The organism is Sphingomonas sp. HMP6, assembly GCF_013374095.1.
Classification (GTDB): Bacteria; Pseudomonadota; Alphaproteobacteria; order Sphingomonadales; family Sphingomonadaceae; genus Sphingomonas.
In genome coordinates this window covers 1,064,917-1,089,220 of the sequence record NZ_AP022672.1, presented here as the reverse complement: position 1 = coordinate 1,089,220, position 24,304 = coordinate 1,064,917, and the positions used below count along the sequence as shown (strand labels likewise).

Annotated in this window: 27 protein-coding genes and 4 pseudogenes; 11 read left to right on the top strand and 20 right to left on the bottom strand. The window is 62.1% G+C overall.

The window, feature by feature from the left end:
* The first annotated feature begins 50 nt into the window (after positions 1 to 50).
* Positions 51 to 377 carry a PilZ domain-containing protein gene (locus HMP06_RS05525; RefSeq protein WP_176496199.1) on the top strand — a complete coding sequence of 109 codons (327 nt, stop codon included), beginning with the start codon at positions 51 to 53 and terminating at the stop codon, positions 375 to 377.
* Between the two features lie 207 nt (positions 378 to 584).
* On the top strand, positions 585 to 1,802 hold the full coding sequence (locus tag HMP06_RS05520) for a tyrosine-type recombinase/integrase (RefSeq protein WP_176496198.1): 1,218 nt from the start codon (positions 585 to 587) through the stop codon (positions 1,800 to 1,802).
* 27 nt (positions 1,803 to 1,829) lie between these two features.
* Here the strand turns inward: HMP06_RS05520 and HMP06_RS05515 are convergent, their stop codons facing one another.
* On the bottom strand, positions 1,830 to 2,162 hold the full coding sequence (locus HMP06_RS05515; protein ID WP_176496197.1) for a hypothetical protein: 333 nt from the start codon (positions 2,160 to 2,162) through the stop codon (positions 1,830 to 1,832).
* Positions 2,163 to 2,398: 236 nt separating this feature from the next.
* Between HMP06_RS05515 and HMP06_RS17885 the strand changes: the two are divergent.
* Positions 2,399 to 2,524 (top strand): annotated as a pseudogene (locus HMP06_RS17885) (IS3 family transposase); the annotation flags it as partial.
* Positions 2,516 to 2,943 (top strand): annotated as a pseudogene (locus HMP06_RS05505) (tyrosine-type recombinase/integrase); the annotation flags it as partial. The pseudogenes HMP06_RS17885 and HMP06_RS05505, both read left to right, overlap by 9 nt.
* 172 nt (positions 2,944 to 3,115) lie before the next feature.
* On the opposite strand, the gene HMP06_RS05500 reads toward HMP06_RS05505, so the two are convergent.
* From HMP06_RS05500 to HMP06_RS05480, 5 genes are all read right to left on the bottom strand, one after another.
* Positions 3,116 to 3,775 carry a response regulator gene (locus tag HMP06_RS05500; RefSeq protein WP_176496196.1) on the bottom strand — a complete coding sequence of 220 codons (660 nt, stop codon included), beginning with the start codon at positions 3,773 to 3,775 and terminating at the stop codon, positions 3,116 to 3,118.
* Positions 3,776 to 3,845: 70 nt separating this feature from the next.
* Positions 3,846 to 5,249: a sensor histidine kinase gene (locus tag HMP06_RS05495; RefSeq protein WP_176496195.1), complete on the bottom strand. Its 1,404-nt coding sequence runs from the start codon at positions 5,247 to 5,249 to the stop codon at positions 3,846 to 3,848.
* A gap of 128 nt (positions 5,250 to 5,377) precedes the next feature.
* A complete protein-coding gene (gene istB, locus HMP06_RS05490; protein ID WP_176495471.1) occupies positions 5,378 to 6,118 on the bottom strand; it encodes an IS21-like element helper ATPase IstB in 741 nt (246 codons plus the stop codon).
* 13 nt (positions 6,119 to 6,131) lie between these two features.
* Positions 6,132 to 7,658 carry an IS21 family transposase gene (gene istA, locus HMP06_RS05485; protein WP_176496194.1) on the bottom strand — a complete coding sequence of 509 codons (1,527 nt, stop codon included), beginning with the start codon at positions 7,656 to 7,658 and terminating at the stop codon, positions 6,132 to 6,134.
* Positions 7,659 to 7,811: 153 nt separating this feature from the next.
* Positions 7,812 to 8,327 (bottom strand): hypothetical protein, encoded by a 516-nt coding sequence (locus HMP06_RS05480; RefSeq protein WP_176496193.1) that lies wholly within the window; start codon positions 8,325 to 8,327, stop codon positions 7,812 to 7,814.
* Positions 8,328 to 8,571: 244 nt separating this feature from the next.
* Here HMP06_RS05480 and HMP06_RS05475 point away from each other — a divergent pair, with 244 nt between their 5' ends.
* From HMP06_RS05475 to HMP06_RS05460, 4 genes are all read left to right on the top strand, one after another.
* Positions 8,572 to 8,886: a hypothetical protein gene (locus HMP06_RS05475; RefSeq protein ID WP_176496192.1), complete on the top strand. Its 315-nt coding sequence runs from the start codon at positions 8,572 to 8,574 to the stop codon at positions 8,884 to 8,886.
* Between the two features lie 262 nt (positions 8,887 to 9,148).
* A complete protein-coding gene (locus tag HMP06_RS05470; RefSeq protein ID WP_176496191.1) occupies positions 9,149 to 9,997 on the top strand; it encodes a hypothetical protein in 849 nt (282 codons plus the stop codon).
* Between the two features lie 61 nt (positions 9,998 to 10,058).
* On the top strand, positions 10,059 to 10,502 hold the full coding sequence (locus tag HMP06_RS05465; protein ID WP_176496190.1) for a copper resistance protein CopC: 444 nt from the start codon (positions 10,059 to 10,061) through the stop codon (positions 10,500 to 10,502).
* Positions 10,503 to 10,569: 67 nt separating this feature from the next.
* Positions 10,570 to 10,968: a hypothetical protein gene (locus tag HMP06_RS05460; RefSeq protein WP_176496189.1), complete on the top strand. Its 399-nt coding sequence runs from the start codon at positions 10,570 to 10,572 to the stop codon at positions 10,966 to 10,968.
* Positions 10,969 to 11,570: 602 nt separating this feature from the next.
* Here the strand turns inward: HMP06_RS05460 and HMP06_RS17805 are convergent.
* The 6 genes and pseudogenes from HMP06_RS17805 to HMP06_RS05430 form a co-directional block, all read right to left on the bottom strand.
* Positions 11,571 to 11,783 carry a hypothetical protein gene (locus HMP06_RS17805; RefSeq protein WP_197940726.1) on the bottom strand — a complete coding sequence of 71 codons (213 nt, stop codon included), beginning with the start codon at positions 11,781 to 11,783 and terminating at the stop codon, positions 11,571 to 11,573.
* A gap of 148 nt (positions 11,784 to 11,931) precedes the next feature.
* Positions 11,932 to 12,657, bottom strand: coding sequence for an alternative oxidase (locus HMP06_RS05450; protein WP_176496187.1), 726 nt, complete (start codon positions 12,655 to 12,657; stop codon positions 11,932 to 11,934).
* Between the two features lie 207 nt (positions 12,658 to 12,864).
* Positions 12,865 to 13,341: a globin domain-containing protein gene (locus tag HMP06_RS05445; RefSeq protein WP_176498373.1), complete on the bottom strand. Its 477-nt coding sequence runs from the start codon at positions 13,339 to 13,341 to the stop codon at positions 12,865 to 12,867.
* 67 nt (positions 13,342 to 13,408) lie between these two features.
* Positions 13,409 to 13,873 (bottom strand): annotated as a pseudogene (locus HMP06_RS05440) (hypothetical protein).
* The gene (locus tag HMP06_RS05435) at positions 13,866 to 14,171 is read right to left on the bottom strand and encodes a DUF1971 domain-containing protein (protein WP_176496186.1); all 306 of its coding nucleotides are present in this window, start codon (positions 14,169 to 14,171) and stop codon (positions 13,866 to 13,868) included. Before HMP06_RS05435 ends, HMP06_RS05440 begins: the two are co-directional and overlap by 8 nt.
* The gene (locus HMP06_RS05430; RefSeq protein ID WP_176496185.1) at positions 14,168 to 14,647 is read right to left on the bottom strand and encodes a group III truncated hemoglobin; all 480 of its coding nucleotides are present in this window, start codon (positions 14,645 to 14,647) and stop codon (positions 14,168 to 14,170) included. Before HMP06_RS05430 ends, HMP06_RS05435 begins: the two co-directional genes overlap by 4 nt.
* An 83-nt stretch (positions 14,648 to 14,730) precedes the next feature.
* Here HMP06_RS05430 and HMP06_RS05425 point away from each other — a divergent pair, with 83 nt between their 5' ends.
* Both HMP06_RS05425 and HMP06_RS17880 read left to right on the top strand, forming a co-directional pair.
* On the top strand, positions 14,731 to 15,183 hold the full coding sequence (locus HMP06_RS05425; RefSeq protein WP_176496184.1) for an RrF2 family transcriptional regulator: 453 nt from the start codon (positions 14,731 to 14,733) through the stop codon (positions 15,181 to 15,183).
* Between the two features lie 287 nt (positions 15,184 to 15,470).
* Positions 15,471 to 15,677 (top strand): hypothetical protein, encoded by a 207-nt coding sequence (locus tag HMP06_RS17880; protein WP_232089874.1) that lies wholly within the window; start codon positions 15,471 to 15,473, stop codon positions 15,675 to 15,677.
* A 94-nt stretch (positions 15,678 to 15,771) separates the two neighbouring features.
* Here the strand turns inward: HMP06_RS17880 and HMP06_RS05415 are convergent, their stop codons facing one another.
* The 8 genes and pseudogenes from HMP06_RS05415 to HMP06_RS05380 form a co-directional block, all read right to left on the bottom strand.
* Positions 15,772 to 16,782, bottom strand: coding sequence for a potassium channel family protein (locus tag HMP06_RS05415; RefSeq protein ID WP_232089873.1), 1,011 nt, complete (start codon positions 16,780 to 16,782; stop codon positions 15,772 to 15,774).
* A 268-nt stretch (positions 16,783 to 17,050) separates the two neighbouring features.
* A pseudogene (locus HMP06_RS05410) lies at positions 17,051 to 18,199 on the bottom strand (IS3 family transposase).
* Between the two features lie 141 nt (positions 18,200 to 18,340).
* On the bottom strand, positions 18,341 to 19,210 hold the full coding sequence (locus tag HMP06_RS05405; RefSeq protein WP_176496182.1) for a fumarylacetoacetate hydrolase family protein: 870 nt from the start codon (positions 19,208 to 19,210) through the stop codon (positions 18,341 to 18,343).
* A gap of 13 nt (positions 19,211 to 19,223) precedes the next feature.
* Positions 19,224 to 19,958, bottom strand: coding sequence for an SDR family oxidoreductase (locus HMP06_RS05400; protein ID WP_176496181.1), 735 nt, complete (start codon positions 19,956 to 19,958; stop codon positions 19,224 to 19,226).
* Positions 19,959 to 19,976: 18 nt separating this feature from the next.
* On the bottom strand, positions 19,977 to 21,197 hold the full coding sequence (locus tag HMP06_RS05395; protein WP_176496180.1) for a UxaA family hydrolase: 1,221 nt from the start codon (positions 21,195 to 21,197) through the stop codon (positions 19,977 to 19,979).
* Positions 21,194 to 21,511 carry a UxaA family hydrolase gene (locus HMP06_RS05390; protein ID WP_176496179.1) on the bottom strand — a complete coding sequence of 106 codons (318 nt, stop codon included), beginning with the start codon at positions 21,509 to 21,511 and terminating at the stop codon, positions 21,194 to 21,196. Before HMP06_RS05390 ends, HMP06_RS05395 begins: the two co-directional genes overlap by 4 nt.
* The gene (locus tag HMP06_RS05385; RefSeq protein ID WP_176496178.1) at positions 21,498 to 22,325 is read right to left on the bottom strand and encodes an amidohydrolase family protein; all 828 of its coding nucleotides are present in this window, start codon (positions 22,323 to 22,325) and stop codon (positions 21,498 to 21,500) included. Before HMP06_RS05385 ends, HMP06_RS05390 begins: the two co-directional genes overlap by 14 nt.
* A 3-nt stretch (positions 22,326 to 22,328) precedes the next feature.
* Positions 22,329 to 23,363, bottom strand: coding sequence for an aldo/keto reductase (locus HMP06_RS05380; protein ID WP_269473404.1), 1,035 nt, complete (start codon positions 23,361 to 23,363; stop codon positions 22,329 to 22,331).
* Positions 23,364 to 23,481: 118 nt separating this feature from the next.
* On the opposite strand from HMP06_RS05380, the gene HMP06_RS05375 reads away from it, so the two are divergent.
* Positions 23,482 to 24,291 carry an IclR family transcriptional regulator gene (locus HMP06_RS05375; protein WP_176496176.1) on the top strand — a complete coding sequence of 270 codons (810 nt, stop codon included), beginning with the start codon at positions 23,482 to 23,484 and terminating at the stop codon, positions 24,289 to 24,291.
* The last annotated feature ends 13 nt before the right edge of the window (positions 24,292 to 24,304 follow it).

Below are 24,304 nucleotides of genomic sequence, written 5' to 3'. Positions count from 1 at the left end.
ATAGCGGCCTAGGATTTCCTTCTCGCGAGATGCGCGGGAAGGGATATCCCATGATCGCCGCTGAATTCGAACCCGCTCCCAAACCCGATCGTCGCCGCAGTCGGCGCACGCCGACTTCGCTCGACGCGAAGCTGGGCAGGGGCGGGCTCGATCGCGCCTTGTGCAAGGTGACCAACGTGTCGCTGCACGGCGCCAGACTCCACACCTATTCGCCGCTGGAGAAGGGCGCGTCGATCTGGCTGACCTTGCCCCGGCTGGGTCATGTCATGGCGACGATCGTCTGGGCCGACGATTTCGAAGCCGGTTGCCAGTTCGAATATCCGCTCGACGATGCGGCCTTCGCGAAGCTCGTGGGCGCGAACGCCGAGCTCGAATAGGCTGGTCGTTTTGGCGGAGAGAGTGTCCGCAGAGCTTCGATGCCCGCACGCGTCCGTAGAGGATCGTTACAGGCCAGTAAAGTCCCGCTTTTACGCCGATTATCCTACCTTACTAGGCTATCTTCTGCCCGCCCATGTCCGTGTGGGTTAGCTCAAAGCCAATACAGAACGTGGACACGAGCGTGGACATAATGGTAGGGCGTGGACATGGCCAGTTCGCTTCATCGCCTTACTGCTCGGCAAGTGGAAACGACGAAAAAGCCCGGACGGCTTGCCGATGGCGGCGGCCTCTACCTGCGCATCACCGCCGCCGGAACGCGCACCTGGGTGTTTCGAACGACTAACAACGGCAAACAGGAGGAGTTGGCGCTTGGCCTGTTTTCGGTCGTTTCCCTGGCCGCAGCGCGCCAGCGTGCGGCGTCGATCAGGCAGCGCCTTGCCGACGGCCAGTCGCTCAGGCTGGCGGCCGACAAGGACGGCGGTGCAAGCCTCTCGTCGGCTGGCCTCGCAAGCCCCGCGCCTGTGACGTTCGGCGCCTTCGCCGAGGCCTACATCGTCAGCGTCGAAGATGGCTGGAAGAACGCGGTCCATCGGCAGCAATGGCGGCAGAGCCTACGCGACCACGCTGCCGCGCTTTCGAAAAAACCGGTCCATGAAATTGACACGCCAGACGTGCAGGCGGTGCTTTCGCCGATCTGGTTGACTAAGGCGGAAACGGCCAAGCGCCTGCGCGGCCGTATCGAGAAGGTTCTGGACGCAGCCAAAGCGCAGGGTCTGCGATCCCAGGACTCGGCCAACCCAGCGGCCTGGAAAGGTCACCTGGCGGTCCTGCTGCCATCGCAGAAAAACGTGCGACGCGGCCACCATGCAGCGCTACCTTGGGAGGAGGCACCATCGTTCTGGGCGCAGCTGCGGGCGCGGGAGGCGCTCGCGGCGCGCTGCCTCGAATTCGTGATCCTCACCGCCGCACGCTCTGGCGAAGCGCTCGGGGCGGTTTGGGGCGAGATCAACCTCGACACTGCGATCTGGCTCGTTCCCGGGCAGCGAATGAAGGGCGGCAAGGCCCATAGCGTTCCCCTATCAGCCGCTGCGGTCGAGCTGCTTGGGAGACTGCGGTCGGTTGAGTCCGCGCCTGATCAGCGGGTCTTCGCGGTGGGGGGCGTCGCCCGGTCCAACATGGCGATGGCAATGTTGCTGCGCCGGATGGGCCGAGGCGATCTGACGACCCACGGCTTTCGATCGACCTTCCGCGACTGGTGTGGGGACGATACCGACTTCCCTCGCGAGTTGATCGAGCACGCGTTAGCGCATGGCATTCCGAACAAGGTCGAGGCTTCATATCGGTGCCGGACCGCAATCGAGCGTCGACGCGAATTGATGGAGGCCTGGGCACGGTACTTGGGCGCGTACGACGGGCCCTCATGAGGGGATAGCCCGCCGCCGCGGCGTCGATCAGGGCAGACGAAATCGCACGACACGGGCATCCTTCCAGCCGCCGATGACCCTCTTGGCACCATCGCGGCCCTTTTCGTCTTTGCCGCAATGCCAATGGCCGTAGTCAGGGAGTTTCTCGAAGGTCGCCCAATCGAAACCTTCCTTCTTCTGCCCGGTCGTCACCCAGAGCTCCCGCGTTCCGTTCTTCAGGAGCCTGATAAAGGCGGGAGCGTTCTCGAGCTCGGCCTTACCCATGGCCGGATCCACCTCGTTGATGTTCAGCACGTCGTGACGGGAGGCCAGTTCGGTCAGGATCGACCGAGCGGTCGGCAACTTCGGCCGAGTGCTCATATATCCCTTGAAGATACGCCAGACTGACGGAGGCTTCCGGTCGCTCGGAGGTAACACATTTAGTCGTTCAGCCATTCCACCTGCGGTGTAAACGAGCGCGAAAGGGTGAATGACGTCGTCGGGCAGTTGCTCGGTGCGGAACGTTTTGTTTGCTCGTTTGCAAAACCGGCGAAAATCTTTGTTTGAACCGCACCGGGATTGTCGGAGGCTCCAACTCCTGAGAATGCGGAGCCTGTATGAGCAAGACAACGAACAAGTTTTCACCCGGGCTTCGCGCCCGAGCGGCGCGGATGATATTGGATCACGAGGGCGATTATCCTTCGCGCTGGTCGGCTGTGGTGTCGGTCGCCGATAAGATCGGCGACATCGTCAGCGGCGGTCAGATCCGAACGCGCGCAATTGTGATGCAGCAGAAAACAGGCGACCAGTTCAGTTCGAACTGTTGCCGGACGCCCGGGCCAGTCTGCTGGCATGGCTTGAACGCCGGGGTGGCACTGTGGACGACTACGTCTTCCCGAGCCGGATCGATCACCGTGGGCATCTCAGCACCCGCCAGTATGCTCGGCGTGTCGATGAATGGCGCGCCGCAGTTGGCTTAATGCGAAGCGAATATGGCACACACTCGCTTCGGCAAACCAAGACGTCGATCATTTACAGGGCGACCGGCAACCTTCGCTCGGTCCAGATACTTCTCGGTCATAGCAAAATCGAGAATACGGTGCGTTATCTCGGGATCGACGTGGAGGACGCGCTGGCCCTTGCAGAAAACACTGAAATTTGAGTGATCGGCTCCCCGTTGGCGCCGAGGACCCGATATTACCCTGGCCGGCATGGGAACGGCGGTGATCCGAGGTCTGCCACTGACGCTCAACGTTGTGAGACCGCCCCGATCACGAACACCTGGATTTACGTGTCCGCATTGAAACTACTGACGCGTAAGAAAGTACTCTCCGTTAGCTGCGGAACGCTTGCCGGACTGCATCGCTGCGCGAGTTGACTTCAAGTTTACGGTAGATCGCCTTGACGTGGGTGCCGACTGTGTGGGGTGAGATACTCAGCGCGCGTGCGGCTTCCTTGTAGCTCTTGCCCTCAGCAAATGCGCGCAGCAATTCGGTCTCGCGCTGAGTGAGCCGGGCATCTGCATCACCCGCAGGCTCGGCTTGCGATGAAGGTGTAGGAGCGCGCAGCAGATCTAGCAAATAGACTGCCGCCGCCGGACTGACCGGCGCGCCGCCATCCAGTGTGATCCCGATGCCATCAAGGATTTGCTGCGGCGTGCTGTCCTTGAGCAGGTAGCCATCTGCACCCGCAGAAAGGGCCTTCACCACCGTTTCGCGGTCCCCGAAGGAACTGATGATCAGCACCTTGGCCGCGCACCCCGCCTTGATTTCGGGCACCAGATCATAGCCGTTCCCGTCGGGCAGGCCGATATCCATCAGGAACAGATCGGGTGCCAGGGTGATCAGCCTGCGGCCTGTTGCAAGGTCCGGGGCTATGGCGATCACATCGTACCCTTCCGCCATTCCCATGATCTGCATGAAATAGCGACGCACCGCCGGCTCATCCTCGATGATTGCGATGCGGACGGGCGCGCTGGGCGAAGGTGTCGTCATGCCGAAAATCTATCAGCCGCACGCATAGGCGCACATCCTATACCGGGAGCAAAATCATGGGATGCGGACATCAGGCAGGCTGGAGCAGGCCAAGCGTGATGCGCGTGCCTTTGCCGGGTTCGGATTGCACCGCATAATCGGCCCCCAATGCCCTTGCGCGGACACGCATATTGGCGAGGCCGCGGCCCGCATCCCCCGCTTCCGCGCCGCCGGAGCCATTATCGGCAATGGTGATAGCGACCGCGCCATCGGTATGAGCCGCTACCTCGACCGCGATCTCGCTCCCACCCGAATGTTTGAGCGCGTTGGTGACCGCTTCCTGCATGATCCGGAAAACCTGCAACACATCGCGCGGGCCAAGATCGGGGGCATCCAGCGTGGCGGGCTGGTGCCAGCGGAAGGCAAAGCCCGCCGCTTCGATCCGTGGTTGGATGCGTGCGCGGAAAGTGGCGAGCGCGGATTCGAGGGATTCGCCCACCGAATCCATCGAGTCCACCATCAGACGCATCTCGTCGATCACGCTTTGCAGACCTTCGGCAACCTTGGGCGGATCGGCCTCGCCCAGCCTTGCGGTCAGCATCATCGTCATCAACTGGCTGCCGAGGCCATCATGCAGATCGCGCATGATCCGGCGGCGTTCCTCGTCATGGGCCTGCGCGCGCACCAGTGCCTGTTCGCGCAAACCCGCCTCGGCCAGTTCGGATTCGCGCCGTGTGACCTTCTCTTGAAGCATCGCATTCAACGCTCCTTGCGACTGGAACAGCCGAAAATTGCGGGTGAGGAACGCCGCTGTCATCGCCAGCAACAAGAAGACGGCGGAATTTCCGACATTGTCCCCCGGCAATTGCAGTTCGGGAAACCATTCCAAAGCGGCATCCATCAGCAATGCTGCCGCAATTACCGTCATCAGGGCACTTTCCAGCAGGCGATCCTCAGCTTGTGTGGCAAAGTGCCAGGCGAGCCGCGCAACCACCGCCATCGCCGACGCGCCCAGATACCACACCCAGATCATGGCTGGCACATCGAAGCCTTCGGGCATGGGCACGCGATAGATATGCCAGGCGATTACCGCCATCGCAGCCACATAGACAGCTATCGTAATCGGTTGCAGCCATGGCACGGGCCGGCCCGTCCAGCTATCGACGAAACACAGCATCGCAGCCGGGATCAACTGGTAGATCGCAAAGAACGCTACCATTCGGCCCCAACCATCGATCGGCGGATCAAGCCACAGATAATAGCCCGCATTGGCCACAAATCCGGCACACAGCAGACTGAGCCAGGCAGCAAAGCGCCAGTCGTCCGATCGAAACATCATAATCGTCGCAATCAGGCCGAGCAGGCCGAGCAACCCGCCAGTGAGAAGGTAGAAGGACGACGCGAGGAACAATTGGCGAGCGGTATACTGTTCTAGGGCGGCGTAAACGGCGATTTTGGGTTCGTACACATCGGTATAGGGAAACCCGTCGCGCAAGGTGCTGATTCCGACGAAGTCGCCCCCCGTTTCCGAGATGATCGCGCCCCCTGATTCCGAGATGATGTCGCCCCCCGGAAGCGGGGCCTTGTCGGCAATGATCGTTGTTGTTTCGTTCGGTGCTTACGTCAAGCGATCTGGCTGGTTTTCGCACGCCGCATGCTATCGCCATCGAGGTCGAGCCGATGGGCGTTGTGGACGAGGCGATCGAGGATCGCGTCGGCATAGGTCGGATCCGCGATCACCTGATGCCAACTGGCGATGGGCAGCTGGCTGGTAACGATCGTCGAGCGCCGCCCGTAGCGTTCTTCGAGGATCTCGAGCAGATCGTGGCGCGCGAGTGCGTCGAGCGGCTCCAGGCCCCAGTCGTCGAGGATGAGTAGCTGCACGCCGCCGAGCTTTCGCAGCAAGCGTTCGTGACGACCATCCCCGCGGGCAAGCGCGAGGCTGGTGAACAGCTTGGGGACGCGCTGATAGAGCACCGAGCGATCGTCGCGGCAGGCCTTGTGACCAAGCGCGCAGGCAAGCCAGCTCTTACCGACCCCGGTGGGTCCGGTGATGACCAGATTGTCGTGGGCGGCGATCCAGTCGCCGACCACGAGCTTCACGACCAGCGCGCGGTCGAGCCCGCGGGGTTTGCGATAATCGATGTCCTCGGGCGAGGCCTGATGGCGCAGCTTGGCGAACCGCAGCCTGGCGGCAAGCTTGCGATCGTGACGGACGCCCCATTCGCGATCGAGGAGGAGTGCCAGCCATTCGGGATGGGTAAGCCGATCCGCTTCGGCATTGGTGGCAAGTTCGTCGAACGCCCTGGCCATACCGGCCAGGCCCATTTCGTTCAGCCGATCAAGCGTCGGATGTGCGAGCATCGTCGTGTTCCTTTCAGTGATAATAGCGTGAGCCCCGGATGTTGGGATGATCGACCGGCGGGCTCTCAACCGGAGGCGATGACGGGATCTGGTCGAGGTTCTTGTCGAGGATCGATCTGACCGAGCCGTAGGTGAGCGCACCGATATCGAGCGCGCGCGAACAAGCCGCTTCGATCCGCTTGGCACCGAAGCTGCGCGTCATGCGCATGATGCCCATACAGGCCCGGAAGCCCTGCTCGGGATGGCGCCGTTCAACGAGGATCTTCTCGCACAGCAATGCCGTACATGGCCCGATCGCGGTCGCATCGCGCGCGATCCGCTCTACTGTCCAGTCGGCAAAGCGCCGGTGCGACGAGGGCATATGCTCCGGGATCGTGGTATGGCGGCCATTGCCCGAGCCGCGCATGTGCGCGGCGATCCGCTCGCCCTTGTGGAACAGCTCGATGGTCGCCGCGGTGATCCGCGCTTCGATCGGCTCGCGTGCGAAGCGGTATGGGACGGAGTAATAATGCCGCTCGATCTCGACGTGATAATCGAGTCCTGCGCGCCTGCGCCGCCATTCGGCGTAGACATAGGGCTCGGCTGGCAGCGGCTTCAGCGCGGGCCGGTCGATCTCTTCGAACAACTGACGACGCGTCTGCCCAACCCGGCGCAGCACGCGCCGATCGTTCAACTCGGCAAGCAACCCGGCGATCGCGGCGTTCAGTTCGGCCAGGCTGTAGAAGATCCGACGCCGAAGGCGTCCGAACAGCCAGCGCTCGACGATCAGCACGGCAGCTTCGACCTTTGCCTTATCGCGCGGGCGGCGCGGCCGCGTCGGCAGCACCGTGCTGTAGTAATGCGCCGCCATCTCGGCATAGCTGCGGTTGACCTGCGGATCGTAAAGACAAGCCTTGATCACCGCGACCTTCGCATTGTCGGGCACGAACAGCGCCGGCGCACCGCCGAACATTGCGAGCGCGCGCGTGTGCGCCGCCAGCCAGTCGGGCAGCGTCTCGGTCCAGCTTCCCTCGGCATAGGTCAGGCTGGACGCCCCCAGCACCGCCACGAAGATATGCGCGTCACGCACTTCGCCCGTCAGTCGGTCGATCACCACCGCGATCTTGTCGCCCGCATAATCGACGAACAGCTTGTCACCCGGCGCATGGTTCTGACGCATCGTAACCGGCAGCTTCATCGCCCAGCCGCGATACAGGTCGCAGAATCGGCTGTAGCGATAGCCGGTCGGATGCTCGGCGATATACTCGTCCCACAACACCTGCAGCGTGACATGCTTGCGCTTCAGCTCGCGATGAACTTGCGCCCAGTCGGGTTCGGGACAGCGGCGGTGGCCGGTCTTCTTGCCCGCATCGCGGTAGAGTGATGCCTCCAGCGCAGCATCGCCGAGCGTCTCGTCCAGCGGCCATCTCAGTCCCGCATCCGCGACACGCTTCAAGGTCGCCCGCACCGTCGAGGGCACCGCACCCACGCGCAGCGATATCGCCTTGTATCCCAGCTCCTGTTCGAACCGGTATCTCATCATCTCGCGGACACGTCGCATACTCACCCTTCCCGCCGGCATCATTCACTCCTTCGGACAGACCCAAAGGAGCGACGATAACCCTGCCGGCGATCCCGGTCCGACCCACCCCGCAAGGGGGCGACATCATCTCGGAATCCGGGGGCGACTATTTCTCGGAATCCGGGGGCGGCATTATTTCGGAATGAGGGGGCGGCTTGCCTCGGAATCAGCACGCAAGGTTATGAAGGTCAGTGTGTTTGCGCCCGGCTTGAGCAACCCCGAAGGCATCCGCACCAGGGTTCGGACCTGTCCGTGAAAACTGCGATTGCCCGGCTCCATGCGCCCGCGCACGACAATCGGCGATCCATTCAGAGCAAGCTTGAAGTTGTCAGTCTGCAAGTTGGGGAAAATCCCCAATCCATCTGCCGGCACGCGATCAAGCACGAAGGTCATTTTAACCGCAAACACGGCCGTGTCGCAGCAATATGTCCACGGCAGCTCGACCGGTTCGAAACGTGCGTTTGCCGCCTCTGCAAAATTTGGCGCGGCCAGCCGAGCAACCGCGACATCGCGCACGTTTACAAGGTCCGGTTCCTTGCCCGGATCCGCATGGAACAGGGGCCGGTCGATAGCCAGCCAGTAGATCGCTTGCACCAGCAACACGGCGGCCAGCAGCTTGCCCAGCTGAGCCCAGTTAAATCCACCCATTTTGTTTATGACACGGCCCCCCGATTGTGGGCCTGCAATGGCGCAAAGCCATTTATCTGAAAAGAGGCCAAATCAGGCAGCGGCCAATATTAGGAGTAATAAGCGGATACGCGCCTGTCACAATTCGTCGGGCGGCTGGGTCGCATCCCATGATATGGGAGCCATGGCGCATGGGATGCCGCCCCGCCGCCCATCCTCCTAATCCTGTTGCCAACAAGGGTAACCGCAACAGGGAGAATGACTGATGACCCGCAATGAAAGCCGCCGCCGCCTGCTGATCGCCGGCGCACTCAGCCTCACCAACATCGCACTGGTCGCCAGCCTTGCGCTGGCAGGCCTCAGCGCCCCCGCCAACGCGCAGGGGCAGAACCAGGACATCGTCGAAAAGCCGAACCGCGCGGTGGCCTGCCCGTCGGGTTGGCGCACGCCGAATGGCAACACCGCGCTGTGCGAACCGATGGGCAGCACTTCGCCCAAGATATACTCCAAGAAGGAAAAGGACAGCTGCGCGGACGGTTACTTCGAGGTCAACCGCGTGTGGTGCTCGACCAAGAAGTAGTGATCGTGGGGCTGGCCGTCGGCTGCCCAAGATTTCTACCAACTAGTTCGGGCACTGCACTCCGGTTGCGGCGCTCGATCCAGATCCGCGGGGTCAATTGCGACCCGGTCCCGTGGAACACTTGCGGGGGCGCTGCCGCGATGCGGCGCCCTTGCATTTTTATTCTGATGCAAATCAGACAAGCAGCGCGATCCCAGAACTACCGGAGCCATCTGTGATTACGTTTCAATCAGGGGAAAATTCGATGCGTTCACTTTCATCAATGACCATGCTCGCAGCCGCCGGGCTTATGATATTCGCCGGTGCTTCGCTGGCGGTCGCGCCTCCGGCACACGCTCAGGGGCGCAATAACGGCACCGTTTCAATGCCAACAGGCGGCTGTCCGTCTGGCTGGTTCCCCGACAGTGCGCCCAGAACCTGCAAGCCCGCTGCGGCGGGGTCATCATCAACGCCCGCCATCTATGTCCGCACCAACACAAGGACGGAATGTGCGCCCGGATATTGGGTCGATAATCAGAATAACGCCGTCTGCACCACCCGCAAATATGTCAAAGGGCCAAGCGCCGAAGCCGAGCGCGGCACAGGCGGCAGGATTAAAAAGCCTGATGGCATGATGCGATGCCCGACCGGCTGGCGCACCACTGAAGAATTCACCCATTGCTACACCGAGACCAAAAACGCGCCCATCGCGCGGCCAAAAGGGGCTAAGCCTTGCGCTGCGGGCGAACTCAGCGATTGGGGCACCTGGTGCATCTCGAATTACGAAAACCTGACCTACGACGATGCTAGGCGAGCAGGCGTTGCCGATTTCAACAAGACCTATGTTTTTGCGCTGAAGAACGGGCGCGATGCCGCGGCGGTCCCCGACGATTCGATTTCGCCCGAAGCAGAAGCCTTCTTCCAGAGTGTAGGGCGCGCTCCAGCGGCCGATAGCGCATCAGGTGATGCCTCGTCTTCTGGTAGCCAACCCGCCGCCGCGCAGGCAGCCGAATGTGTCACCGGATCGGAAGTCGGCGTAGCTGTCGGCGGCGCGCTGGGCGGACGCACCGGTGCAGCCCTTGGCGGCGCGCTGGGCGGTCTTGGCAAGAAGAAGAAAAAGAACGGCTGCTGAAACAATGCCAGTGCCTGACGAGCGCTTGCGCCGGTCAGGCACTGGCACCGGGAGAAAATCGATGAAATCTTCAATATCTTGGCTGGCTATAGCACCGCTGGCTTTTGCGACGCCTGCTTTTTGCATGCCTGCCGCAACGGAGCTGACCTATTCCTTCCCCGGCGCCGGAACCATCGAACGCGAACCGGTGCCGTTTGTCCAATTGGGATTTGGCGGCGCTGTGGATATGGTCACAGTGTCAATCATCGAGCCCGATAACACGCAAACCGAACTCTACAACGCGGCCACCGACCTTGTTCCCATGAAAACAAACGCGATGTTCGCGATCACTTTGCCCACATCATTGGACGCGCCGGGCAACTATCGCATCAGCTACACCATCACTGTGCCGGGCAAAGGCACCACCGCCGAAACGAAAAGCGGCGCGTTCAGCTTCACAATTGACCTGCCCCGGCAGCCTGCTGCGGACACCCCCGAACAGGGTAAAACAAGCAAAGCGGACTGACACGCCGACAATCGCGACCCGGTGCCCGGTTCATAAGCTTGGCCATGCATCGCAAAAGAAGAGACATATGTTAAAGAAAATGATTCCGATCGTGACAGTTAGTTTGATCGCAGCTCCTGTTCTGGCGCAACCGCGATATTCGGGCGGAAACGAACCGGTCACGCTCAGCGCGTCTGAAACCGATCCGTGCAGCTACGGCGTCATCGTGGAACTTGCGCCTGAGACCACGATCAGCGTGTATCCGGGCGCCAGCGAGGAACTAGAAGCCATTGGCGAACTGGCAGAAGCCACCCCCGTCTGGGTCTGTGAAACCAGCAATGACGAACAAATGGTCGGGATCATCTATGCGACATACCACGGCGAGGACTGCGAAGTATCGTCCCCGGTCGCAGAAGATACCGACTATTTTGGGCCATGCGATTCCGGCTGGGTGATGGCACAGGATGTCGAACTGCTGGCTGGCTGAAGCCGGGACGAAGCGATTGCGGCCCATGCGGAGGCAGCGGGCTCGAAAAGGTTGCCTCTCACGACTGTATTCTTGCTCGTCAGTCGTTCGCCCGGGGGAACGCAACGGAGCCAAGGGGGCAAGCGCATGGCGGCCGCGAACGGCAGGAACAAACCTGCTCCCAATAATACGCATGAGCCAGGTTCATTATTGCGAGCGGAATGACGGCTTCGGGAGGCATCGGACACACAGTTCAGCATTCCAGAACGACCGAGTCTGGTCGATTGCTGCCGGCTGTTCGTGGGACGAAGCCGTCGTTCCCGGCTCGCTGATCGGATGACGGCTTTCGGCTGGAGCAGACGCTCCAGCGCTGCATGGGTGCCATCCTCGAATGACTAATTTCGGGTCGCGTCCCTAATCGCGGCTACCAGGGCTCGAGCCGCAGTAACCTGCCGCACTTAATCGACCTCAGCCGATTTGCGTAAAAGCATGGATTCAGAAAAAAACTGCCATCGGGACGGGCCAACAACCGATCCTCTTTAATGCTTGCATAGAGCCAGAGAGCCATTTGACGCCGAAAGTGGCTGACATATCGCAGTGCGCCTGAGGAGCTATATTGCTCTTCAACCCTGCATGGATCGAAAATGCATCGCACGGTCGACAAGGTCAGTCATGTGGTGCGCCGCATGGGTGGTGAGCGGATGCTGCGTGAAACCGGGTCGGGGGGATATATAGTCCGCCATCTGCCGCGCCATCTGCAACTGGATGTCCGACCCGTCTGCAAGCACAGCGATCAGGATATTTTCAAGCGCGATCAGCCGGATACGCAGTTGCACGATTTCGGTGTTCGTAAGATCAGGTGTATCTGAGGGAGCCGGGGGTCGCGGCGGAGCAATCGAGCCGCCTTCGTTCTCCCACCGCGAAAGCGCCTGCCGACGGATTTCGACTGGGTCTGGGCTGGAAACCGCCGTGGGTGCTGGCATCTTACGCCTTCAGCCGGATATCGTCGGCATGCGCGGGATAGGGCGCGGTCTTGCCGGGATCGAAGGGCTGGCCGCCCAGCTTGCTGGCAAAGCCGTGATTTACGTCGCGATGATGCGCCTCATCGGCGCGGACCAGCAGGACGACGTCACGCAACGTCGCATCGTCGGCCATCTTCCAGTAATGCTTGGCAATCGCTGGAGCCGCGACGTTGGGTGAGCGGCCCTCGTCGATCTCCTGCAGGTAAAGGGTGTAGCTGATCACCGCTTCTTCTTCGAAATAGCCGACCACGCGGTGCGCGGTGCGTGACGAGATCAGATAGAGGACCGAGAACAGCAGCAGGAAGATCCACTGCGCCATCAGGATGACCAGCCGCTCGAACAGCGTCGGCTTGGCAATTTCGATGAAGGTCATCAGGTGCATCCGCTCGTTTTCTGCCTCCTCCATCAGGGTGCGGATCCAACCTTCGTCATCCTTCATGCGGCGTAGGCTGGTGAGATGGGTGAACATCGCGCCGACCATGCCGGGTACCGCAGCGACCGTCTCGAGAACGATGGCGCGGTGGCCATAGCGCTTGGCGAAGAAGGTGTCGGCGGTGAAGCGCAGCAGCTTGGTGAAGCCGAGCGCGAACCTGTCCGAAAGCCCGTCTGGGGCGTGATGGATCACCGGCTGGGCATCGTGCTCGTCGGCGAGCGCCCGCCGGTCGGGAGTGAGGATGGAATTGACCATATTCGGTCCTTTCGGGGGACGCGGGGGCTGAAGCTTGGGAGGAGCCGGACGACGAGGGGTAGTTCCGGGAGAAATGCCTGATTCATCGCCTGACGGGCACGCAGCGCCAGTGGCAGCATATGACGGCGATGATAAAACGTGGTGGGTGGATGGCTGATTGCAAAGCGATGTTAGGCGCCTTGCGACCAGCCGAACACAGACTGAACGTCAGTGCGTCGACACAGAACCTCCCATAACCATGCTGGCGCCTTCGACATACAGCGCCGCTTCCTTGCCGATCAGGATCTCGGCGAGCGCCCAATAAGCTTCGCCCGAGGCCGACAGCACCTCGTCGGTGGCTGCCTCGCCCAGAATGTCGCGGATCGCAGGCCGCAGCGCATCGGCCACCATCGGATAATGCTCGGGCTTGACGCCAGTCTCGACACGCCGCGCCGCCATCCGCAGCACCGGGCCGGTCAAGGCTTCAAGCTTGTCGATGTTCTGCGCATAGGCAAGGATGGCGGCAGCAAGGCGGCGGGGCTGTTCCCCGCTTTCCTGCGCGGCCTCGTCGAACCTCGCCTTGACCGCAGGATCGACGAACAGCCGCTCGTACATCCGCTGGGTGATCTCCACGCCATGCTGCTGCAGTGCTGACGCGGTGGAATTGACGATTGCCCTGGTTTCGGCGCTCAATATTCGGCTCATTCTTATATCTTCCTCGTGGATATTCGATGGCGAAGCCGCATGCGTGCGGGCACTGGCGATTGTTGGTTCAGAACAGGCCGTGGCTGCCACCAACGGCGCCCACCAGCGTGATCACGGCCAGCGCGACCAGAATGTGGTGGACGCGCTGCATGCGCATGAAATCGACCTGCGGCGTCTGCGATTTTGCCAGGCGGCGGTGCAGGAACAAAGGCTCGACAACGAACAGCATCAGCGAGAAGACTGCCCACAACGTGACCATCGCATGCATCCACCAGAAGTGCGGATCGGCGAAACGGGCCCACATCTCGCCCCGGTGCACCATCCAGAAACCGCTCGTGCCTGCGAGCAGCACTCAAAGCTTTGCCTGCCCGGCGAAGCGTCCCTCGATCGCATGAAATTTGCCCAGCTGGTCGGTGGCGCGTTCGCTGTGCTGGATGGCCGGCATTACCACCCAAGTGACAAAGCCGACGCCGCCGATCCAGAACAGCACCGCCACGACATGGACAATCCGCGCGAGGGCAAAATCATCCATCGGTAGGCTCGGACGTTGCGACATCATCGAGCACCGGCTCCGCCCGGTAGAACTCGACCTGCAGCGACATCTTGCCCAGCGGCACCACGTAATGCGTGGCCATCGGCGCAATCGACGCAGGGTTGTCCGGCGTAACCAGAATCTCGCGATGCGGCTCGGTGAAGATCAGGCGCACCTCCCCAGTCAGGACGCGCAACAGGCCCCAGGCCCCGTCCTTGGTGCGATGCTCGTTGCGCAGCTTTTCGGGCAGCGATTGCTCGTCGAACACAGGCGAGGATGCATACGGGGTTAGCGTCATGATTTCGTCTCCAGGCGTGCGGGCGTCGGCTTGTCGGTGCGCAAGGCTTCCAGTCCGCCGCGCTCGGTCAGAACCCCGGTCAGCAGGCTGTCGGCAATCCGGTGCGCCGATATCCGGAACCGTTCGGCAGCCGCAGGGCTCGAAACGTTCAGTGCAACAGTCTCATCCCACAACACCAGCCAGCGGGCGAAATGCGCCTTGGTCAGAAGGCCCAGCGCAATATGTTTCTGCATGGGCCTGCCATTGAAGCGGCCCGGTTCGATCATGATCGATGCCCAGAAATCCTTCATCCGCGGCAGATGCTGCGACCAGTCGGCGACGTGGTTGCCAAAGATTGGTCCGAGCAGATCGTCACCCTGTACGCGGGCATAGAAGCGATCAACCAGCGCGCCGATGAGAAAATCGTCGACTCCATCGTCGGCAGCCTGCGCGCGTTTGGTTGCACGCACTTGCTCTGCCTGCGCTGTCACGGTCATCGCGTCCTGCCTGAAAAGATGCATTCGATTTGCATCGTTTATCCTGACTAGCGCTTAATAGCCATAATTCATATGCATGTATTATGAGGTTGTCGCTTCACGCCGATTATGCCCTGCGCACGCTGATGTATCTTGCGGTTCACGATGGCCACAGGTCGATCGGGGAGATCGCGCGGGCCTATGCAATATCCAAGAACCACCTGATGAAGGTGGCGCAGCGCCTGGTGACGGAAGGTTTTGTCGAGGCCGTGCGCGGTCGGTCGGGCGGGCTGCAACTGGCGCGAGCCCCCTCTCAGATCAACGTCGGGCAGGTCGCGCGCGCGCTGGAAGAAACCCGCAGCTTTGTCGAATGCTTCAACCCGGCTACCAACAGCTGCGTGATCACGCCCGCGTGCCAGATGCGCCACGTCCTTGCCGGTGGCCTTGAAGCATTCTTCCGCCACCTTGATCGTTATTCGCTCGCGGACCTCACCAAAGACCCCTCGGCAGTGCGGGAGAGCTTGCTAACACCAAGTGCAGACCCCCAACGCGAATAGCGATTACCGATACGAGCAATGCGCGTGAAGCGACCATCCGAGATCGAACCTTGCTGTGCCCTTGTCTGAACGCGATGAGGCTGAACCCAGCCACTGGTGGCTTATGGGTTCAACGATAAGGTCGGTAAATCTGTAATCTTCGGGCGACTTGCCGACCTCCCGTTTCAAAGGGCCTTATCGGCAGCTCCTGGCAGTATTGGACGTTTCGGTCGGCGTATTTGAACGACCGGCTTTGGTCGACACCCGCCGATAGTCTCGCCGCCGCGAGGACCCATAGCCGGTCATTCATGCTGTCCTCGCCGCTCCCCGTCTTCGGACATTGGCTCACGATTGCTGAGGCGTCAGCTAAGCCCCTTCTCGGCGGCTGGTACGATCCCGTCACCGCCTCGCCCGCATCGACCACCGCCACCACGCGGTGGACGATCAGCCCGCCGGTATCGGGCACCAGCGCGATGTCGAGCGCGAGAACGCAATATCCCGACAGGTTCCTGTAGCGCGCAAAGGCAAAGCCCACCCCGCGGTTGTACCCACGCGCACGTCAGCAGAATGGCGCCGGTCACATGGGGTGACGGTGCGGTCACGCGCCGGTCACGACGGGGCTGTCGGCGCGGCGCTTTGCGATACCGGCATGATCTCGATGATCTGATCGCCCGCCTCGATCCTTTCAGCACCTTCTTCCCAGAAGCCGATCGGCACGCCTCGTCGCAGCAACCGCACGCCAAGGCCTGGCCCGATCGCGCGCAGCGGCTTGCCGACTTCGGCAGCGGTGGCGACGCGTTCGTGGAGCGCGACGCGGCCATCGGCTGCGGCGAGATCACGGATATAGTCCACCGCGCCGCAATGCGTCGACGACCGCGCCAGCAAATGCCCACCCAGGCTCACCGGGTTGATGATTGACGTTGCACCAGCCTGGCTCAGCAGATCCTCATTCTCCACCGCGCGAACGCTCGCACTGATCGGGATCGAGGGGTTGAGCTGGCGCGCGCTCAGCACCACCAGCGCCGCGGTATCGTCGCGCCCGGGCGACACGAGCAGCGCGGTCGCGCAATCGACACAGGCAGCCTCGAGCGTCGCATTGTGCGTCGCATCGCCTTCGAGTGCCGTCACGCCGAGATCATAAGCGGCGGCCACCCGCGCAGGATCGGCATCAACGACGACGATCTTGCGGGGATCGACACCCTGGCGGATCAGCTCGATCACCGCCGCCTCGCCGCCCGAGCCGAAGCCGCAGACGATGTAATGCTCGTTGAGAGTGCCCTTGATCATGTGCGTTCGTATCCGATCCCAAGTCTTTTGAAAGACGAAGGAGTAGGCGGTACCCAGAAAAATTAGCCAGATGAAGATGCGGATCGGCGTCACCACGAGCGTATCGAACATCCGCGCCTGCTGCGTGACGGGGACGATGTCGCCGTAGCCGACGGTGGTGATCGTCACTGCCGTGAAATACAGCACATCAAGAAACGAGATTTGCCCGTCGAGATTGTCGCGCAGGCCATCCCGGTCGAACCAATGCCCCGCCACCGCAATCCCCATCAGCCCAAGCGCGAGCCCTGCGCGCAGCAGCAGCGACTGCCACACGCTGAGGGAACCGCGCCGCACCAGTGACAGCGGAGCCTCGGCGCTTGCCCCGGGATGGACTTGCCGGGCTGTCAGGGGGCGGTGTCGCTTCGATGCCGACACAGCGTCTTTGCGTAATTTATTGATCGGTTTGTCCCTGTGTTGCTTTAGCTGCGCCCCGCCAACCGATTCTGAATGACTTTCAGCGGGTTTCAAGCGCTCGATTTAAAATCCAGTTCCGCAAGGAAGGTGGGTCGATTTCCCTGCGCCCGCACCATTGTGAGCTGCTGCCGGTCCCATGGACACCGAGTTAGGCTACATGAGCCTGCTTCGCGAAGCCCACGGGGCTGAGATAACCCAAGGTCGAGTGGCTGCGCGTGGGATTGTAGAAGCGTTCGATGTAATCGAACACGTCCTGCCTTGCCTGATTGCGCGTGCGGTAGGTTTTGCGCGCGATCCGTTCGGTCTTCAGCGAGGAGAAGAAGCTCTCCATCGCAGCGTTGTCCCAGACATTGCCGGAGCGGCTCATCGAGCATGTGACCCCGTTGTCGGCCATCAGTCGCTGGAACTGCTCGCTGGTATATTGGCTGCCCTGGTCCGAGTGGTGCAGCAGCGCATCGGGCTTGCCACGCCGCCAGATCGCCATGACCAGCGCGTCGGTGACGAGCTGCGCCGTCATCGTGTCGCTCATCGACCAGCCGACCACCCGCCTTGAGAACAGGTCGATCACCGCGGCTGCGTACAGCCATCCTTCGGCGGTCCAGATGTAAGTGAAGTCGGCAACCCACTTCTGGTTGGGCGCGTCGGCGTTGAACTGCCGATCGAGCACATTGCCGGCAATAACCGAGCGCACACCATCGTCCTTGGGAAGGCCCCGGCGGCGCGGGCGTGCCATCAACCCGTGCAGGCGCATCAGCCGCTCGACACGATGCAGGCCACAGACGAGGCCTTCGGCCAAGAGATCGTGCCAGACGCGACGCGCACCATAAGTCCGGTAGCTGGAGATGAAGCTGGCGCGGATCTTCCCTGCATACTCTTCATCGCTGCGCGACCGGGCGCTCGGCGCCCGCACAAGCCAGGCGTGGAAGCCACTGCGCGAGACATCGAGCGCCTCGCAAATCCACGACACCGGCCAGATCCCCTCGATGCTTTGCAATGAACCCGAACCTCATATCGAGTCCCTCGCAAAGTAGGCCGCGGCTTTTTTTAGGATGTCGCGTTCGGCCTTCATCCGGGCCAACTCGCGGCGCAGCCGCTCAATCTCCTGCTGCTCCGGCTTCATCTGGCCGTTGCCGGGGAATGCCGATTGGGGATCGGCTTCCGCTTCGCGGACCCATTTGCGCAGCACGTTCTCGTGCAGGTCCAGGTCGCGGGCAGCCTGGGCCACCGCCACGCCCCGATCGCGGACCAACTTCACCGCCTCGAGTTTGAACTCTCGGCTGAACTTCCGTCGTTGCATTTACACCCTCCGGTTCCGAAAACACCTTATCTCGGTGTCCACGAAACCGGCAGCAGCTCATGTCGAGTATCGCATCAGCCAAAAGCCCCTTCAGCTTGCGCGTCAACCCTGTTGGCTTATCTGGAGTTGGCGCCCACCCGTTCAGGTGCCGGAACCCTGGGATGTCCCTAAGGATGCCCTGACCGTTTGTCGCTGCGTACCAAGTCCAGCGATCCCCAGCTCCATGACGTCGCCTATTTCGAGATAACGTGGCGGAACTTGTCCCATGCCCACGCCCGGGGGAGTGCCGGTCGAAATGACGTCGCCAGGCTGCAGGCTCATGAACTGCGAGATGTAGCTGACGATGAAAGCGGGTTTGAACACCATCGTTGTTGTACTCCCGTTTTGAAAGCGCTGCCCGTTCACTTCAAGCCACATGGAATGATTGTCGACGTCGCCGAAATCGTCGGGGGTGACGAGCCACGGCCCGATCGGGCCGAACGTGTCGCAGCTTTTTCCCTTGGTCCATTGCCCGTGACGCTCGGTCTGGAAAGCGCGCTCGGACAAATCGTTGCAGATGCAGTAACCAGCGATCGCGCGCTGCGCCTCGTCTTCGTCGGCGTAGCGCACCTCCTGGCCGATCACGAGGGCGAGCTCGACTTCCCAGTCCATCTTCGTGCTGCCGCGCGGCTTGAGGACGTCGTCGTTAGGGCCGTGCACGGCGCTGGTCGCCTTCATGAAGATGATCGGCTCCGGCGGTACGACCGCATTGGTTTCGGCCGCATGGTCGCTGTAGTTCAAGCCGACACAGATGAACTTGCCGACTTGCCCGACGCATGCGCCGAGGCGCGGATCGCCCGCGACCAAGGGAAACGTGCGCGGGTCGAGCGCGGCGATCGCCGCCAGCCGCTGCGGCAGCAAATTCGCCCCCGACACATCGGAGATGTGCGACGATAGGTCCCGGATGCGCCCATTCGCATCAAGCATCCCAGGTCGTTCCTGCCCCTTTGGACCATAGCGTAGCAGTTTCATGTCAATCGTCCTATCAGCTGTTCGACCAGCCGCCGTCGATGACGTGGCATTGGCCGGTGGTGAAGGCGGAGGCATCGCTTGCCAGATACAAGGCGAGCGCCGCAATTTCTTCCGGGCGGCCAATCCGACCCATCGGCTGGCGCGCGACGAAGGAGGCCATCGCGGCGTCATAATCGCCGGTTGCCGCAAGCCGTGCATCGAGCGAAGGCGATTGGACGGTGCCAGGGCAGATCGCGTTGCAACGGATGCCCTGTGCAACGAAGTCGGCGGCGACGGATTTGGTGAGACCGATCAGCCCCGCCTTGGTCGCCCCATAGGCGAAGCGGTTGGGAACGCCGAGAATCGAGCTGGCGACGGACGCGACGTTTACGATCGATCCTCCTTTGCCCGCGATCATCGCCGGCAAGAACGCGCGGATGAGGCGCATGGCGGACGTAAGGTTGAGCGCGACCGCGAAGTCCCAGTCCGCGTCGCTACAGTCCAGGATCGATCCGTTGTGGACCACGCCGACACAGTTGAAAAGGATATCGACGCGACCCAATTCCGCCGCCAGCGCCAGCACCGCCGCGCCATCGGTCACATCGAGGTGGCGAATTTCGCACCCGTCCAGCGTGGCCAGCGCGTCGCGGTTGATATCGAGCGCGATCACGCGCGCGCCGGCGTCGCGGAAAGCTTCCGCGACGGAGCGGCCGATGCCATGCGCGGCCGCGGTGACGAGGGCGGTATTGTGGGACAGATCGTGGATCATGACTGGCCTTCCTGCGGATCAGCGTGCTGCGGTGGGAAGACAGGATGGGCCGGTGGGGCCGAAATTCTTGTAGGTCAGGATGAACTCCTGATGGCCCAGCACTTCAGACCGGGTCGCATCGCCCGCAGCCACTGTCAGGACGCTCTCGTAGATTTCTGCGCCCAGCTGATCGAGCGACGCCTTGCCCTCGATGATCCGGCCGGCATCAATGTCCATGTCGTCAGACAGTTTGGCAAAGGTCTCGGGATTTCCGCAGATCTTTATCACCGGCGATATGGCCGAGCCGACCACCGATCCGCGACCGGTGGTAAAAAGGATCAAATGGCATCCGCTGGCGATCATCTCGACAATCTCTGCATTGTCGGAAATATTCGGAAAACCGAACCGCACTTCGCCGTCGGGCACGACGTCGAGCAGAAACAACCCCCCGGTGGGCGGCACTTCGCCAGGCCTGATCAAACCGGAGATTGGCGAGCCCCCGGACTTGGAATAGGCCCCAAGCGACTTCTCCTCGAGCGTGGTCAGACCACCGTCGGCATTGCCAGGGGCGAAGCTGCCGTAGCCAAGCGTGCTGTAGTAACGCGCCGCCTTATCGACCGCGCCCTCGAGCTCGTGGCCAAGATCCGTGGTGAGCGCGCGTGCGGCCATGATGTGTTCGCACCCGATTAATTCGCCGGTTTCCTCGAAAATGCAGGTCGCTCCCTCCTCCACGAGGCGGTCGAAACAGCGTCCGACTGCAGGGTTGGCGGAAATCCCGCTGGTGCCGTCGGAGCCGCCGCAAATCGTGCCGACGACCAGCTCGGATACCCGCATCGGCACGCGCGGGGTGCGTTCGACAATCGACCGGAGGTCTGCAATCGTTGCCAGCCCCGCTGCGATCGTCGCGGCGGTGCCACCGCTTTCCTGGATCACCAGGGTCTCGACCGGACGGCCGCTTGCCGCCACCGCGTCGGCCAGCTCGCTACGATTGAACGCCTCGCAACCGAGCGACACCAGCAGCACCCCGCCGACATTGGGATGGGTCGCCAATTGCTTCATCATCTTCAGCGCGTAGGTGTTGGGATAGCAGCCCGGAAACCCGATCAGCTGAACCGACGGATCATCCGCACGGTCGACGATGCGGCGCGCGACATGATGCGCGCACTCGACCAGATAGGCCACGATTACAACGTTGCGCACGCCCTTGCGCCCGTCGGCACGAAGATAGCCCTGCAACCGCTTCTTTTGTAGATCGATCATTGTGTCTCTTCGCGCAGATTGGCGGTTTGGCGGGTATGGCTGTCGAGGTAATCGCTACGCATGTTGTGGCCATGAACATGCCCGCCGGTGGGGACCGCCACCGTTACCGACCCGATCGGAGCGCCGTATTTCACCACGCTTTCCCCCGGGGCGAGCGGTCGCCGGGCAATCTTGTGGCCGACCCCGATCGGCTCGCGCAGCGTCTCGCAAACGCCATCGATCTGCACCGCCAGCCCCGGTTCGCAGTGCCGACAGCAGACGAGCACGTTGTCGAGCGGGTGGATCAGGATGAATGCTGGCTCAACTAAGGGCATAGAGCCTCCGCGCATTGCCGCCGAAAATTGCGTCCTGATCGGCGGCGGACAAATGTGACAGCAGATCGCGACACTGCGCGTGCCACGCGCCATACTCGCCCGCGAGCAGCACGACCGGCCAATCGCTTCCCCACAGCAAGCGATCCGGGCCGAAGCATGCCAGCAGATGATCGACATAGCGGCCGATCCGCGAAATGCCGGTATCGCCGCCGGCTTCGGTCCACAGGCCGGAAAGTTTGCAGCAAACCTGCGTCTTGCGCGCAATCCGGGCCATGGCGGCGGCCCAGTCGTCGAACGCCGCAGCCGCGATTTGCGGTTTGGCGCCATGGTCGATGACCGCCGACAGGCGCGGATAGCGGTGCAGCAAGCGCGCGAGGATCGGCAAATGCTGTGGCCGGATCAACGCGTCGAAGACGAGCCCACACTGGACCATCATGTCAAAGACCGGCGCCAGATGCGCTTGGAGCATCCAGTGATCGTCGGCGATCCCCTGGATCATCGGCCGCAGCCCTTTTAACCGCGGATTGCCTGCAAGTCGGGCGACATTGGCGCTGGCGTCGGGTCGGTCGAAGTCGACCCAACCGACGACGCCCTTCACGAACGTATGGCGCGCGGCGACTTCCAGCAGGAATTGCGTTTCCGCGGTCGTCGGCGTGGCCTGGACGAGGATCGACCCGTCCACGCCCATCGCGGCGAGCAACGGGCCCAGGTCAGCCGCATCGAAGTCGCGATAGATCAGCGCCAGATCCGGCGTGGGCCATGCATAATCGCCGCGATCGAGCGACCAGAAATGCTGATGGGAATCGATCTGCACGGTTCAGGCGCCACCGCGCGGAACGGGCGTATGCGCGGCGATCAGCTCATGTGCCTTCATGTCTTCCCAGAATGCCGCGGGAATGGCTTCCTGGAACAGCGCGATCGTCTCGGCCACGCGACCCGCGCTGCCGACGCCCGCGATCACCGACGCGACGACGGGATGCGCGAGGGGGAACTGCAAGGCCGCCGCCGCGAGTGTAACACCATGCCGGTCGGCGATCGCCTCGATCCGCTGCGTTCGGGCAATGATCGCGGGTGGCGCGGGCGCGTAATTGTAATGCATCTCGCCGCCGCCCCGCGTGCCCGTTGCGAGAATGCCGGAATTATACGCGCCGCCCAGAATGATCAATGCGCCATGCTCGCTGCATTTGGGGAAGAAGCGGTCGAGCGGATCCTGCTCGAGCAGCGTATATCGTCCCGCCAGCAGAAAGCAGTCGAACCGCCCGATCTGCATCGCCGCGTCGCAAACTTCCCATTCGTTCACCCCCAGGCCCACCGCGGATATGTCGCCGGCGGCGCGGAGTTCATCGAGGGCGCGATATCCGCCCTCCGCAAGGTCGCGGAAATGCCGGTCGTTGTCTGCGCCATGCGTCATACGGCCAATGTCGTGGACCAGCAGGATGTCGATGCGCGAAAGGCCGAGGCGATGCAGACTGGCCTCATACGATCGCATTACGCCGTCATAGCTATAGTCGAAGCGCGGTGTGAATGGCATTGGTGAGGCGAACCCCATGCGCATCTCCGATCCATCGGCGCGCGCGATCGGGTCGAGCAAGCGCCCGACCTTGCTGGACAGCAGGAATTCGTGCCGCGGCCGCGCGCGCAAGGCGTCGCCGACCCGCCGTTCCGACAGTCCGAAGCCGTAAAATGGCGCTGTATCGTAATAGCGCAGTCCGGCGTCCCACCCGGCGTCGAGCACGGCACGGGCCTCGCCGTCGCTTATCTGGCGATAAAGATTACCCAAGGGCGCGCAGCCCAGCCCCAATGCGCGCGCACCGTGATGCTGGTGCCAACTCGTACCCGGAACCAAGTTCACTCTCTCCCGCATAAGCCATATACGCAAATAGATTTCATATGTGCAAGTTTATAGTAAGCGCGCTTGAATTTGAGCGCTTTGCCCATCAGAGGACGGCCTTGTGAGGAACCCAAGGAAGGTGCGCGACGAAATGGACACCGGGAGCAAGCCGCCCACCAAACGCAAGCTCTACTCGGCACCGGCGCTGGAAAAGGGCTTGGATATCCTCGAGCTGCTTGCAGTTACGCCCGACAGCGTAGGCCTGAGCGAGCTGGCCGCGAAGCTGGGTCGATCGGTGGGCGAGATCTTCCGCATGCTCGCCGTGCTCGAACAGCGTCAATACGTTGCCGCTCAGGAAAGTTCGGACAAGTTTCAGTTAACGATGAAGCTCTTTCAGCTTTCCCACATGCATCTGCCGATCAACATGTTGGTCAACGCCGCGGCAGCACCGATGCGGCGATTGTCGCAGCATACCGGGCAATCCTGCCATTTGGCCATCCTCGACGACGCCGTTATCCGGATCATCGCGCGCCAGGAGAGCTTTGCCGATCTCAGCTTCAGCGTGCGCGTCGGAACTCAGGCACCGGTTTTCCAATCGTGTTCGGGCAATATTCTTTACGCTTTCGCGGACGCGCGCGTGCGCGAGTCGCTACGGCGGAGTGCCGGCGAAAATGCGGGCGTCGCTCTCGACCAGGACGCCACCGACACGCGTGCCGCGACGATCCGGCGACAGGGCTATTACGAGGTGACGAGCGCAAAAACCGTGGGCATTACCGATATCGGCTATCCTGTGTTCGATCACAGCGGCGCGATCACGGCGGTATTGGCGATCCCTTATCTCGATCAGGTCGATGCGGACCGCGCAGCGGGACTGGCGCGCGCCCACGCCGAGCTCGCGCTGGCCGCGCGCGAGATCTCGGAGCGGCTCGGCGCCAAATCGAACTGCTGATCGCGGCGTTGCA

Coding starts and splice junctions, on each gene's coding strand:
- HMP06_RS05525 (WP_176496199.1), top strand. CDS start 51: ATGATCGCCGCTGAATTCGAACCCGCTCCCAAACCCGATCGTCGCCGC.
- HMP06_RS05520 (WP_176496198.1), top strand. CDS start 585: ATGGCCAGTTCGCTTCATCGCCTTACTGCTCGGCAAGTGGAAACGACG.
- HMP06_RS05515 (WP_176496197.1), bottom strand. CDS start 2,162: ATGAGCACTCGGCCGAAGTTGCCGACCGCTCGGTCGATCCTGACCGAA.
- HMP06_RS05500 (WP_176496196.1), bottom strand. CDS start 3,775: ATGACGACACCTTCGCCCAGCGCGCCCGTCCGCATCGCAATCATCGAG.
- istB (WP_176495471.1), bottom strand. CDS start 6,118: ATGCTCGCACATCCGACGCTTGATCGGCTGAACGAAATGGGCCTGGCC.
- istA (WP_176496194.1), bottom strand. CDS start 7,658: ATGCGACGTGTCCGCGAGATGATGAGATACCGGTTCGAACAGGAGCTG.
- HMP06_RS05480 (WP_176496193.1), bottom strand. CDS start 8,327: ATGGGTGGATTTAACTGGGCTCAGCTGGGCAAGCTGCTGGCCGCCGTG.
- HMP06_RS05475 (WP_176496192.1), top strand. CDS start 8,572: ATGACCCGCAATGAAAGCCGCCGCCGCCTGCTGATCGCCGGCGCACTC.
- HMP06_RS05470 (WP_176496191.1), top strand. CDS start 9,149: ATGACCATGCTCGCAGCCGCCGGGCTTATGATATTCGCCGGTGCTTCG.
- HMP06_RS05465 (WP_176496190.1), top strand. CDS start 10,059: ATGAAATCTTCAATATCTTGGCTGGCTATAGCACCGCTGGCTTTTGCG.
- HMP06_RS05460 (WP_176496189.1), top strand. CDS start 10,570: ATGTTAAAGAAAATGATTCCGATCGTGACAGTTAGTTTGATCGCAGCT.
- HMP06_RS05450 (WP_176496187.1), bottom strand. CDS start 12,657: ATGGTCAATTCCATCCTCACTCCCGACCGGCGGGCGCTCGCCGACGAG.
- HMP06_RS05445 (WP_176498373.1), bottom strand. CDS start 13,341: ATGAGCCGAATATTGAGCGCCGAAACCAGGGCAATCGTCAATTCCACC.
- HMP06_RS05435 (WP_176496186.1), bottom strand. CDS start 14,171: ATGACGCTAACCCCGTATGCATCCTCGCCTGTGTTCGACGAGCAATCG.
- HMP06_RS05430 (WP_176496185.1), bottom strand. CDS start 14,647: ATGACCGTGACAGCGCAGGCAGAGCAAGTGCGTGCAACCAAACGCGCG.
- HMP06_RS05425 (WP_176496184.1), top strand. CDS start 14,731: ATGAGGTTGTCGCTTCACGCCGATTATGCCCTGCGCACGCTGATGTAT.
- HMP06_RS17880 (WP_232089874.1), top strand. CDS start 15,471: ATGCTGTCCTCGCCGCTCCCCGTCTTCGGACATTGGCTCACGATTGCT.
- HMP06_RS05405 (WP_176496182.1), bottom strand. CDS start 19,210: ATGAAACTGCTACGCTATGGTCCAAAGGGGCAGGAACGACCTGGGATG.
- HMP06_RS05400 (WP_176496181.1), bottom strand. CDS start 19,958: ATGATCCACGATCTGTCCCACAATACCGCCCTCGTCACCGCGGCCGCG.
- HMP06_RS05395 (WP_176496180.1), bottom strand. CDS start 21,197: ATGATCGATCTACAAAAGAAGCGGTTGCAGGGCTATCTTCGTGCCGAC.
- HMP06_RS05390 (WP_176496179.1), bottom strand. CDS start 21,511: ATGCCCTTAGTTGAGCCAGCATTCATCCTGATCCACCCGCTCGACAAC.